The sequence below is a fragment of the Streptomyces sp. CA-210063 genome (genome assembly GCF_024612015.1).
Classification (GTDB): Bacteria; Actinomycetota; Actinomycetes; order Streptomycetales; family Streptomycetaceae; genus Streptomyces.
The window spans coordinates 9,562,231-9,574,616 of sequence record NZ_CP102512.1; the positions used below are offsets into that span (position 1 = coordinate 9,562,231).

Annotated in this window: 9 protein-coding genes; 3 read left to right on the forward strand and 6 right to left on the reverse strand. The window is 71.6% G+C overall.

Annotation, left to right across the window (positions count from 1 at the left end; genetic code table 11):
* Positions 1–15 precede the first annotated feature (15 nt).
* Entirely contained in the window at positions 16–3,606 is a 3,591-nt protein-coding gene (gene cobN, locus JIX56_RS41960) for a cobaltochelatase subunit CobN (protein WP_257548964.1), read from the forward strand.
* A 25-nt stretch (positions 3,607–3,631) separates the two neighbouring features.
* Here the strand turns inward: cobN and JIX56_RS41965 are convergent, their stop codons facing one another.
* The 5 genes from JIX56_RS41965 to JIX56_RS41985 form a co-directional block, all read right to left on the reverse strand.
* Complete coding sequence (locus JIX56_RS41965) at positions 3,632–5,605, reverse strand: amino acid transporter (protein ID WP_257548965.1); 1,974 nt, start codon at positions 5,603–5,605, stop codon at positions 3,632–3,634.
* Positions 5,606–5,797: 192 nt separating this feature from the next.
* A complete protein-coding gene (locus JIX56_RS41970) occupies positions 5,798–6,019 on the reverse strand; it encodes a hypothetical protein (protein WP_257548966.1) in 222 nt (73 codons plus the stop codon).
* 89 nt (positions 6,020–6,108) lie between these two features.
* Positions 6,109–7,275, reverse strand: a complete 1,167-nt coding sequence (locus JIX56_RS41975) for a PP2C family protein-serine/threonine phosphatase (RefSeq protein WP_443031963.1) — start codon at positions 7,273–7,275, stop codon at positions 6,109–6,111.
* Positions 7,276–7,377: 102 nt separating this feature from the next.
* Positions 7,378–8,142, reverse strand: a complete 765-nt coding sequence (locus JIX56_RS41980; protein WP_257548967.1) for an IclR family transcriptional regulator — start codon at positions 8,140–8,142, stop codon at positions 7,378–7,380.
* Between the two features lie 68 nt (positions 8,143–8,210).
* The gene (locus JIX56_RS41985) at positions 8,211–9,116 is read right to left on the reverse strand and encodes a glycoside hydrolase family 16 protein (protein WP_257548968.1); all 906 of its coding nucleotides are present in this window, start codon (positions 9,114–9,116) and stop codon (positions 8,211–8,213) included.
* A 231-nt stretch (positions 9,117–9,347) separates the two neighbouring features.
* On the opposite strand from JIX56_RS41985, the gene JIX56_RS41990 reads away from it, so the two are divergent.
* Complete coding sequence (locus tag JIX56_RS41990; protein WP_257548969.1) at positions 9,348–10,340, forward strand: SDR family oxidoreductase; 993 nt, start codon at positions 9,348–9,350, stop codon at positions 10,338–10,340.
* Between the two features lie 499 nt (positions 10,341–10,839).
* Here the strand turns inward: JIX56_RS41990 and JIX56_RS41995 are convergent, their stop codons facing one another.
* Positions 10,840–11,559: a hypothetical protein gene (locus tag JIX56_RS41995; RefSeq protein WP_257548970.1), complete on the reverse strand. Its 720-nt coding sequence runs from the start codon at positions 11,557–11,559 to the stop codon at positions 10,840–10,842.
* A gap of 250 nt (positions 11,560–11,809) precedes the next feature.
* On the opposite strand from JIX56_RS41995, the gene JIX56_RS42000 reads away from it, so the two are divergent.
* Positions 11,810–12,298, forward strand: a complete 489-nt coding sequence (locus tag JIX56_RS42000; protein ID WP_257548971.1) for a DUF5709 domain-containing protein — start codon at positions 11,810–11,812, stop codon at positions 12,296–12,298.
* The last annotated feature ends 88 nt before the right edge of the window (positions 12,299–12,386 follow it).

The window sequence follows — 12,386 nt, forward strand, 5'->3', positions numbered from 1 at the left end:
AAGGCCCACCGCCACATGATCCTGCTCCTGTCGACGTCCGACACCGATCTGCTCAGCGCCCGAGCGGCCACCGGCCCGGTCCCGTACCGGTTCGCCAACCCCTCCCGCCTGGTCCTCGACGACCTCCCCGCCCTCCTCGACGGCGTCGACCTGGTCGTCGTACGTCTCCTCGGCGGCATCCGGGCCTGGCAGGACGGCCTGGACCTGTTGCTCGCCGACGGCCGCCCGGTCGTCGTCCTCACCGGTGAACAGGCGCCCGACGCCCAGCTGATGGCCGCCTCCACCGTCCCCATCGGCATCGCGGCCGAGTCCCACGCCTACCTCGCGCACGGCGGCCCGGCCAACCTGGAGCAGCTCGCCCGCTTCCTCTCCGACACGGTCCTGCTCACCGGCCACGGCTTCGAGGCGCCCACGCCCGCCCCCACCTGGGGGCCGCTGGAGCGCACGCCCGGCGACGGCGTCGACGGCCCGACCGTCGCCGTGCTCTACTACCGCGCCCACCACATGAGCGGCAACACCGCTTTCGTCGGCGCCCTGTGCGACGCGATCGAGGACGCGGGCGCCCGTGCCCTTCCGCTGTACGTGGCCTCCCTGCGCGCCCCCGAGCCCGAGCTGATCGAGGAACTCCGCTCCGCGGACGTGATCATCACCACTGTCCTGGCCGCGGGCGGCACCAAGCCCGCCGAGGCGTCGGCCGGCGGTGACGACGAGTCCTGGGACGCGGGCGCCCTGACCGGCCTCGACGTCCCCATCCTCCAGGCGCTCTGCCTCACCTCCTCCCGGGCCGACTGGGACGCGAGCGACGAAGGTGTCTCCCCGCTCGACGCGGCCAGCCAGATCGCCGTACCCGAGTTCGACGGTCGTCTGATCACCGTCCCGTTCTCCTTCAAGGAGATCGACGCCGACGGCCTCCCGGCGTACGTCGCGGACCCCGAGCGGGCCGCCCGTGTCGCCGGGATCGCCGTACGCCACGCGCGACTTCGCCACATCCCGGCCGCCGACAAGCGCCTCGCGCTCGTGCTCTCCGCCTACCCGACCAAGCACTCCCGCATCGGCAACGCGGTCGGCCTGGACACACCGGCGAGCGCGGTAGCTCTCCTGCGCCGACTCCGGGAAGAGGGCTACGACTTCGGGGACACAGATGTGCCCGGTCTGGCGTCCGGCGACGGCGACGAGCTGATCCGCGCCCTCATCGAGGCGGGAGGCCACGACCAGGACTGGCTCACCGAGGAGCAGCTGGCCCGCAACCCGGTCCGCATAGCGGCCGCCGACTACCGCCGCTGGTTCGCCACCCTCCCCGAGGAACTGCGTACCGCCGTGGAGGAGCACTGGGGCCCGGCGCCCGGCGAGATGTTCGTCGACCGCAGCCGCAACCCGGAGGGCGACATCGTCCTCGCGGCCCTGCGCTTCGGCAATCTGCTGATCCTCATCCAGCCCCCGCGCGGCTTCGGTGAGAACCCGATCGCGATCTACCACGATCCGGACCTCCCGCCCTCCCACCACTACCTGGCCGCCTACCGCTGGATCGCCGCCCGCACCGAGGACGGGGGGTTCGGCGCCGACGCGATGATCCACCTCGGCAAGCACGGCAACCTGGAGTGGCTGCCCGGCAAGAACGCCGGTCTGTCCGCCGCCTGCGGCCCCGACGCAGCCCTCGGCGACCTCCCCCTGATCTACCCCTTCCTGGTCAACGACCCGGGCGAGGGCACCCAGGCCAAGCGCCGCGTCCACGCCACCCTCGTCGACCACCTGGTCCCGCCGATGGCCCGCGCGGACTCCTACGGTGACATCGCGCGTCTTGAGCAACTGCTCGACGAGTACGCCCAGATCTCCTCCATGGACCCGGCGAAGCTCCCGGCGATCCGCGCGCAGATCTGGACCCTCATCCAGGCCGCCAAACTCGACCACGACCTCGGCCTCGCCGACCGCCCGGAGGACGACGGCTTCGACGACTTCCTCCTCCATGTCGACGGCTGGCTCTGCGAGGTCAAGGACGCCCAGATCCGCGACGGTCTGCACGTCCTCGGCACCCCGCCCACCGGCGACGACCACGTCAACCTCGTCCTCGCCATCCTCCGCGCCCGCCAGATCTGGGGCGGCGCCACCGCGCTGCCCGGCCTGCGGGAGGCCCTGGGCCTCGACGAGTCCGCGGCGACCCGTACGACCGCCGACGAGGCGGAGGCGAAGGCCCGCGCCCTCGTCCAGGAGATGGAGGACGCGGGCTGGGACCCGGCCGCCGTCCCCACCGAGCACGGCGAACAGGTCGCCGCCATCCTGGAGTTCGCGGCCCGCGAGGTCGTGCCGCGCCTGGCCGCGACCACCGCCGAACTCGACCACACCGTCCACGCCCTGGCCGGCGGCTTCGTCCCCGCGGGCCCCTCGGGATCACCCCTGCGGGGACTCGTCAACGTCCTCCCGACCGGCCGCAACTTCTACTCCGTCGACCCCAAGGCCGTCCCCTCCCGCCTCGCCTGGGAGACCGGCCAGGCGCTCGCGGACTCCCTGCTGGAGCGCTACCGCACGGACAACGGCGAGTGGCCCACGTCCGTCGGGCTGTCGTTGTGGGGCACGAGTGCCATGCGCACGGCCGGCGACGACGTGGCCGAGGCCCTCGCCCTGCTCGGCGTCCGCCCGGTCTGGGACGACGCCTCGCGCCGTGTGACCGGCCTGGAGCCCATCCCCTACGAGGAGTTGGGCCGCCCCCGCATCGACGTGACCCTGCGCATCTCCGGCTTCTTCCGCGACGCCTTCCCGCACACCATCGGGCTGCTGGACGACGCCGTACGCCTGGCCGCGTCCCTGGACGAACCGGCCTCGGTCAACCACGTACGGGCCCACGTCCAGGCCGACCTGTCGGCGCACGGCGACGAACGCCGGGCCACCACCCGGATCTTCGGCTCCCGCCCCGGCACGTACGGCGCCGGTCTGCTCCAGTTCATCGACTCCCGCGACTGGCGCACCGACGCCGACCTCGCCGAGGTCTACACGGTGTGGGGCGGCTACGCCTACGGCCGTGAACTCGACGGCCGCCCGGCCCGCGAGGAGATGGAGACGGCGTACAAGCGGATCGAGGTCGCCGCCAAGAACACGGACACCCGCGAGCACGACATCGCCGACTCGGACGACTACTTCCAGTACCACGGCGGCATGGTGGCCACCGTCCGGGCCCTGCGCGGCACGGCCCCCGAGGCGTACATCGGTGACTCCACCCGCCCCGAGACGGTCCGCACCCGGACCCTCGTCGAGGAGACGTCCAGGGTCTTCCGCGCCCGCGTCGTCAACCCCAAGTGGATCGAGGCGATGCGCCGCCACGGCTACAAGGGCGCCTTCGAACTCGCCGCCACCGTGGACTACCTGTTCGGCTACGACGCCACCACCGGCGTGGTCGCCGACTGGATGTACGACAAACTCACCGAGACCTACGTCCTGGACCCCGCCAACCGCGAGTTCCTCCAGCAGGCCAACCCCTGGGCCCTGCACGGCATCGCCGAGCGACTGCTGGAGGCGGAGTCGCGCGGGATGTGGGAGAAGCCCGACCCGGCGGTGCTGGAGGGGCTGCGGCAGGTGTACCTGGAGACGGAGGGGGACCTGGAGGGCGACGGCTGACGGACCCGTGGCCGACCGCGCGCGCTCAGCCCACGTGCACGCGAGGGCGTCGCTCGCGGTCGGCTTCGGCTTCCCTCAGTACCTCTCGGGTGACCGGGGCGACCTCGCCCTGGCCGAAGAGGAAGAAGCGGAGGAAGTTCGCGAAGGGGTTGCCCTCGGTCCACTCGAAGTAGATGTGGGGGAGGGAGCCGGTCGAGTCCCGGACGTGCAGGAGCAGGGCGGCCAGGGCGTTGGGGACCGAGGAGGATTCCAGGGTCAGCACGCGGTAGCGGTCGTGCATCACTTCGCCCCGGACCGTCAGACCCGCCTCGAACTCCGAGGGGTCCGTGACGGTCACCTCGACGAAGACGAAGTCCTCGGCCGTGGGGACGTCGTTGTCGTGGCGGATCTGTTCGATCTTCTCGCGGTACTCGGCGATGTCCCGGTTGTCGGGCTCGTTGGCGATGAAGCGGATACGGCGGCTGGCGATGTCGCGGACGAAACGCTCGGCCATCGGGTCGAGGTCGACGCTCGTCACCCGGAGTTCGAAGGCCCGGGCGAGGCGGGAGAGAAGCGAGATGAGGATGATGCCCGCGATGAAGCAGGCGCCGATCTTCACGCCGTCGGGCCGTTCGATGACATTGAGGACCGTCGTGTAGAGGAAGACCGCCGAGATCACGGCGAAGGCGATCGTCCAGCCCCGTTGGCGGGCCTGCCGCGCGGCTATCGTCACCGCGATCGCCGCCGAGCTGATCAGGACCAGGACGCCCGTCGCGTACGCGCCGCCCTGCGCGTCGACGTCCGCGTCGAAGATCCAGGTGACGAGGAAGCCGACGAGGGTGAAGACGATGACCATGGGGCGGACCGCGCGGGCCCAGTGCGGGGCCATCCCGTAGCGGGGCAGGTAACGGGGCATGAGGTTGAGCAGACCGGCCATGGCGGAGGCGCCGGCGAACCAGAGGATGGCGATCGTCGAGACGTCGTAGACCGTGCCGAAGGCGTTGCCCAGGTAGTCGTGGGCGAGATAGGCGAGCGCGCGGCCGTTGGCTTCGCCGCCGTCCTCGAACTCCTTCTCCGGGATGAGGAGGGTGGTGATGAAGCTGGTGCTGACCAGGAAGACGCTCATGATCACGGCAGCGGCCGTCAGGAGCTTCTTCGTTCCCCGGATGCGGCCCTTCGGATCCTGCTCGGTGTCGCCCGGGTCGCCCTCCACATGCGGCATGACCGCCACGCCCGTCTCGAAGCCGGACAGGCCGAGCGCGAGCTTCGGGAAGACCAGGAGAGCCACACCGATCATGGCCAGAACGTTTCCGTGCTCGGCGGTCAGCGCCGTCGACCAGTCCGTGATGACGTGACCCTCGGTGATCACATGCCACAGGCCCACGGCCACGACGACGACGTTCAGGGCGAGGTAGGAGCCCACCAGGGCCACCGCGACGCCGATCGCCTCCAGGAAGCCCTTGAGGAACACCGCGCCGAGCAGGGCGATCAGGATGAGGGTGATCAGGAGCTGTTTGTCGTGCAGGACGTCGGTCAGATGGGGGTTCTCCACGAGGTGGGTGGAGGCGTCCGCGGCCGAGAGGGTGATGGTGATCAGGAAGTCGGTCGCCGCGAAACCCAGCAGGGTGAGGACGAAGAGCTTGCCCTTCCAGAACGTCAGCAGGCGTTCCAGCATGGAGATCGAGCCCTGGCCGTGCGGGCTCTCCTCGGCCACGCGCCGGTAGACGGGGAGTGCGCCGGCGAGGGTGACGATCACGAGGACGATGGTCGCCACGGGGGAGAGCAGACCGGCGGCGAGCGCGGCGATGCCCGGCTGGTAGCCGAGGGTGGAGAAGTAGTCGACGCCGGTCAGGCACATCACCCGCCACCAGGACTGGCCCTTGTGGGCCGGCTCCGCGGCCGGTTCCGGCCGGCGCTTAGCGGTCCGTCCGGCCTTGCCCATGTCGGACAGGCCTTCCAGCATCCACGTCCGCAGACGGCCGGCCGAGGGGCTCGTCCGGGTGTGCTCCGTGGTGGCCAAGGGTGAGCTCCTGACGTGCGGTGATACGAACGGTTCCGGCCATCGGGGGACCGCTGCATCAGCGTAAGCAAGGAGTGGTGTGTGGGCCATGGAAAGTGGGGCGGGGCGGCGTCAAGACCTCGTTAAGACCTGCGGGCTCCCCGTCGACGCCCGTGCGGTCGTCCGTCCGCTCCGCTTCCGGCGTTCGCGAGGTCAGACCTGATGCGGAGCGAAGAGCTCCAGATGGCCGCAGGCGCGACAGCGGTAGGCGTCTATCTGGAAGCGGGGGCGGCCAAAGCGCTTGGCCCCGCCCAGGACGCCTCGCTCCAGGGGCCCGGGGATCCACCGCGCGTATCCCCGGGAACTCTCACCGGCGTCCTCGACGAATCCCGGCTCCAGGTCGAAGCCCTGGCACTGCGAACACTTGATCTCCATACCGGCACTGTAGAAGGGAAGCGGGCAGTCGATGCCCGGCATCGGTAACGGGAGTGCTGCGATTCGCCGTCGTCTCGGGGCGGTCACGGTCATGCCCGATCCGGCGCGGGTGCCGCCGCGGGAACGGCGGGCTTGCGGAGCAGGAGCAGTGCCGCGTCGTCGTGGAGTCGGCCTCCCACATGCGCCAGCAGTTCGTCGTGGAGCGCCGTGAGGGTGCGCGCCGGTTCGTCGGACACATGCCGTGCCAGCCTGTCGGCGAGCGGGTAGAACTCACGGGCGCGGTCGCGGGCCTCCGTGACGCCGTCGGTGTAGAGGAGCAGCTGATCGTCGTCGGCGAAGGGCAGCACCTGGAGGGCGGGGGTCTCGCCCGTGAGGGCGCGCAGCCCGAGCGGCGGTGCCGGACGGTCGGACTCCACGGGTACGACTCCGGATCCGCGCACCAGCAGCGGTGGCGTGTGCCCGCAATTGACCACTTCCAGCAGGTCCGGCCGGGCGTGTCCGGCGACCACGGCGGTGACGAAGTCGTCGCAGCGGAGGTTGCGCGCCAGACTCCGCTCGATCCTGTCGACGACGGCGAGAAGATCGGGCTCCTCGTAGGCCGCCTCACGGAAGACCCCCAGCACCAGAGCGGCGATCCCCACCGCAGGCAGCCCCTTGCCGCGCACATCGCCGACGATCAGCCGAACCCCGTACGGGGTCGGCACGAGGGCGTAGAGATCCCCGCCGATCCGGGCCTCCGCGGCCGCGGCGCTGTAGCGGACGGCCACCTGGAACGGGCCGACGGTCGCCGGTACGGGCTGGAGCAGCGCGTGCTGGGCGGCCTCGGCGACGGAGCGGACGGCCGCGAGCACCCGCTCGCGACGCCCGCGCAGCGCGCTGGCCAGGCCACTCGCCAGGGTGACGGCCACCAGGGCGGACAGTACGGCCGCCAGCTCGCGGACCGGCTCGCCGTCACGGATGCCCAGCGTCGCGCCCAGCAGGCCGGCGAGCAGACCGACACAGAGCACTCCGCGCGGGCCGCTCGTGGTGGCGGCCAGCGCGGGTCCGGCGGCGAGCAGCGGCAGCCAGGTCAGCCCGGCTCCGCCGAGGAGGTCGACGGCCACGATGACGGAAACGATCAGCACCGGCAGTACGGGCGTACCGGAGGCCAGCTGCGTGGCGAGGCGCTTCAGTGCCCCCGTCCCTGGGGCAGCCACGTCTTTCCTGGGCGGCCGGATCGGCCGGTGGTCGTCACCGTGCTCTCGCGTGTGACTCATGTTTCGCCCGCAGTCCTCACCTGTGCGTGGAGCATGCGCTCCGGGAAATGTCCGTTTGGTCCAGGAAAGGGGATGGGTGTGGGCGCCACAAGGACACGATTTTCAGATAGTGAGCGACAGGCCCCTGGTCACGCGGCTCGCGGTCGGGAGCAGCCGCTCCCGGACCTCCTGGAGACGGGAGAGCCGGTCGGCCCGCAGTGAGACGCCGAGCGAGCCGAGTGTGTCCCCGCTGTACACGGGCACCGCCATGCAGACCGTGCCGAGGGCGTACTCCTCCAGGTCCGTGACGGCCGGCGCCACGGGCGAGGAGTCCAGGCGCCGCAGCAGCTCCGGAGCGTCGGTGATGGTCCGTGGCGTGAGATCGGTCAGATGGTGCCGGGAGAGGTAGTCCTTGCGGGACTCCTCGTCCAGCTCGCGCAGCACCGACTTGCCCAGCGCGGTGGCGTGCCCGGCGTCCTCGAATCCCACCCAGAGGTCGACCCGGGGTGCCCGGGCGTTGTCCACGATCTCGGCGACCCGGATCTCGCCGTCCTCGTAGAAGGTGAGGTAGGCGGCGGTCGTGAGCTCGTCCCGCAGCGCGGCGAGCGTGGGGCGGACCCGGCTGAGCAGTGCCTGGCCGCGGCCGGTGGTGTGGAGCGTCTGCACCTTGTCGCCCAGGACGAACCCGCCGTCGTCCAGTTTCCGCAGATAGCCGTCGTGGACCAGGGTCCGCAGCAGGTGATAGGCGGTGGCCAGGGGCAGCCCCGTCTCCCGGGCCAGCTGCTTCGCCGGCGCGCCGTTCTCGTGGGCGCTCACCGCCTCCAGCAGGCGGAAGGCCCGCTGCACGGACGTGATGAGCGTGGGGCCGGGGCCGTCTTGCGCAGCCATACAACCAGCGTGCGCCGGGCGCGCGACACGGGCAAGCTCCGCCCTTCACGGGCGTACGCCCAGGACGATCACTTCCACCCGTACGCGTAGGCGGCGACCCATGTGATGTCGAGCTGGGCGCTGCTGCCCGGGGCGGCGCCCGGCCCCTGCAGGGCGCTCTCGTTCTGCAGCACCCAGGACAGGGGCTGGTCGGGCACCTCGCGGGTGTCGTGCCCCACCTGTCGGCCGTCCACGAAGAACCGTACGTGTCCGGGCGTCCACTCCGTCGAGACGGTGTGCCACCGCGTCCAGTCGTCACTGCCAGGGAAGTAGCCCTGCTCGCCTCCGCCGCACGGATGGTGGAAGGCGGTGAGGTCGCCGGTCCACTCGCCCTCGGGATGGTCCATCTCGCATCCCCCGCCGTAGTGCAGCCAGGCGGACTTGTAGCCCGGCGCGAGCTTCGTCACCTTGATACGGGCGCTGTACTTGCCGTACTTCATCTGCATGACGGCACGCGGTACCACAGCGGCAGCGTGCACGGGGCCGCCGTCGGCGGGCCGCCACATCCGGATGTACATCCTGCCGTCGCCGTTCTCCGCAGGGCCCACGCTCACCGTGTCCTCCGGGTGGTAGACACCCACGACCTCCCGGCCCCGGTCATTGGCCGTGTCGCGCCAACCGGTGGGGTAGGCCCACCAGTTGTCGCGGTACGTCCCGCGCAGGCCGCCGCAGTACGCGCCGGACGTGTCGACCCGGTGGTCGCAGTCGCTGAACGCGCCCAGCGGCACCCGGTCGCCGTCGAAGTCCTCCGCGAGGACCTGCCAGAACGGCCCGCAGTCGCCGCGGGGCAGTTCGGTGCCCACGGCACGGCAGGCGTCGGCCGACACGGGCGCGCCCTCGGCACGAGGGACACCGAGGAGCACGGCCAGGAGCATCAGACTCGTGGGCGCCAGCAGTGCGCGTCCACGACGTTTCGGTGCCGCGTGCGAACCCATCGGAAAGGCCCTCCTGTCCACTGCGGGATGTGTGGTGCGAGGGAGCATCCTCACCGGGCGACCGGTACAGCGCCATCCCCGCGACGGGCCGCCTTCCGGACTGCCGGAATCCGCCGCGCGCCGTACGAGATCGTCAGCGGTCGCAGAGGTGACTCGGTGGTTTCGGGTACTCGGGCGGTGACGAGCCGGACCTGAGGTGTCCGGCACGGGGCACGACCGAGGAGGTACGTGATGCGGCAGCGGGAACAGGTGGTGGTGGTGACGGGGGCGTCCAGCGGGATCGGCCGGGCCACGGCCGAGGCCTTCGCGCGCAAAGGGTGCGCCGTCGTGCTGGCCGCGCGCCGGGAGGAGGCCCTGGAGGCGACCGCACAGAAGTGCGAGAAGCATCGCGGGGCCCGGACACTGGTCGTGCCGACCGACACGACGGACGCCAAGGCGGTCGACGACCTGGCGAGGCGGGCCGTGGAGGAGTTCGGCCGGATCGACGTGTGGGTCAACAACGCGGCCGTCAACGCCTTCGGCCGCTTCGAGGACGTACCGCTGGAGGACTTCCGCAAGGTCCTGGACGTCAACGTGATGGGGTACGTGCACGGAGCGCGGGCGGCTCTGCGGGTCATGCGCGAGCAGGGGCGACGCGGCACGCTGATCAACATCTCGTCCATCGCGGGCGCCGTCGCCCAGCCGTACAGCCACCCGTACAGCATGTCGAAACACGCCATCCAGGGGCTCGGGTCGAGCCTCCGGCAGCAGCTACGGGTGGAGGGGCTCAGGGACATCCGGGTGTGCACCGTCATGCCCGCGACCATCGACACCCCACACTTCGAACAGGCGGCCAATTTCACCGGGCGCAAGGTGCTCGCCATGCCGCCCGTCTACAGCCCCGAGCGGGTCGCCCGGGCTGTCGTGGACCTGGCCCGTCACCCACACCGTGAGGTGGTGGTCGGCCCCGCGGGCCGGGCCCTGGTGCGCCGGTCGCGGAAGCACCCCGCCCTCGCGGAGCGGGTGATGGCGCGGCAGACCGACAGGACCCATCTGTCCCACGACGAGGCGGCCCCGGCCACCCATGGAGCGCTGCACGTACCGGCTCCCGGGGAAGGTGCGGTGCACGGCGGCTGGGGCGGCCGGCGGCGCACGGCGATGCGCAGGACGGCCGTCGTCACGCTGGCGGGAGCGGGCCTGGCCGCCGCCGGGCGCCGGATCAGTCGGAAGGCGGTCGCTGCCTGACCGGCCCCGTCCCGGGTGCGGGCCCGAAGGGACCCGCACCCGTCACTCACCCGGAGCCTGGCCCGGTGGTCGTCACTGGGCCGCTCGCCCCGACGCACGGGCCGCGTCGGTACGCGGGCGAGGCCCGTGAGCGAACGGTCGACGAGCGGGGGCGACGACTCTGATGCATGCGCACCCGAGTGCCCGCCCGGCTGCACCGGCAACGCGGCCGTGCACCTGCCCGGAGCGCGCGCGTCATCGTGGTCTACCGGGTACCCAGGCGCGGACCCGGGCCGGTGGGGGAGTGGCCCAGCAGGAAAAGGAGCTGTACGCGGCACCGCCGCCCGGCACCGACTTCACCGTCGGCGATCTGCGCACCGGTGCCCAACTGATGTATTACGGCGGCGACCTGGTGGAAATCGGCCTCGCCCTCACCTTGGCCGTCCAGTGGTACGCACGGCGTCACGCGTCGCGTCTGGGGCGGAGGCGGGCGGGTATCCCGGCGCGGTCCGGTTCGTTCTCACGGTGGACATGCGCATGGCCAGTACGGCCGTGCGCCGGCGCACGGCGGGCGATCGGGTGGTGGTCTGCTCGTTCGTCGGCTGCGGCCGGTCCGCGCCACCGTCGTGACGACCCGTGTGACGGCGGGTTTCCGGGGCACCGAACCGAACCCGAAGCGGACAGGAGGATCGACGGGTGTCAGCGCACCGAGGTCGTCGCCTTCGAAGGTCGCCGCGACCGCGCGGATGGGCCGCAGATCCCGTGCGCCGTACCACTCGCGGCGACCGGAGCCCGCACTGCCACGGGTGCGTACGCCGGTCAGCAGCAACCGGGCGGGAAAGTCGGTCAGCGTGGCCCACGCCGGGCGGCGGGCGAGTGCGCCGGGGACAACGCGCAGTCCTAGCCCCAGGGGTCCACGCCGACCGGTGCTGAAGCGCAGGTCCAGTGACCCGGCCCGCACGGTCCAGGTCCCCGCGCCGAGGCTCACGTCGACCGGCACGACACGGACCGTGTCGAAGACGTAGACGCCGGCGATGAAGTCCGCCGTCTCACCCGTGGGAGCCAACAGCACCCGCTGCCCGTTCGCCAGTTCGATCATCACGTCGCTGAACGGCCCGAACGGCGATCTCTCCCAGTGCCCGAGCACGATGCGGGTGCCGGAAGAAGTACCCATCCCGGCGATCCAGCCTTCGAAAAGCAGACGCGCGGGGCGATCCGCGTCGCTGCGTTTCCGGCTCATCACTGGTTCCGTTCGCTCTCCGGACGGGGCCGGGAGAAGCCGCGGCGCACATGCGCCGGTCAGAGGCTCCTCCAGCATGTCCCCAGTGGCGACGTGCGACGGCCGGGGCTCGTGCCGGTGTGCGAGTCCCCGGCCGTCGCCTGGGAAAACGTAGGTGTCACACCCCGGGAACCCGGTACTCCGCACGGAAGCACGTATGGCACGTATGGCACGCATGGCACGCATGAGTCGACCGTCTCCGGAGGCGAGTATGAGTGACGAGAACATGGCGGACGACGTCTACCAGCCCACCGGCAGCAACGAGGACCAGGAGGACGCCGCCCCCCTGGATCTCCAGGACGCGGTGGACGAGCGCACCTACGACGACATGCTGGACGAGGGCTACTCGCCGCCGGAGAAGCCGCTGGGGGTCGCCAAGAGCGGGACCACGGCGGCCGAGCAGCACGAGGGGGAGTCGCTGGACGACAGGCTGCGACAGGAGGTTGCCGACGTGGACGTACCGGCGGGGGACGGTGTCGGTGACCTGCCCGGCGGCGAGGGCGAACCACTCGACCCGGAGGCCGGCTCGGAACGCGCCGGTCGCCTGGTCGCACCGGACGAGGGCGCTCGAACGGACACCACGAAGGAACTCGTCGCCGAGGACGAGGGCATCGACGGCGGAGCGGCGGGCGCGGAGGAGGCCGCGATGCACGTCGTCCCCGAGGAGCGACTGCCCTCGCCGGGCGAGCGGGAGGACTGACACCCGCACCGGGGCGGGGCTCCGCCGGGGTCTGATGGAAGACGGCGGCCCGGCCCGGAAGCCGGGTCGCCGTCCGCTCGTCAGCCTT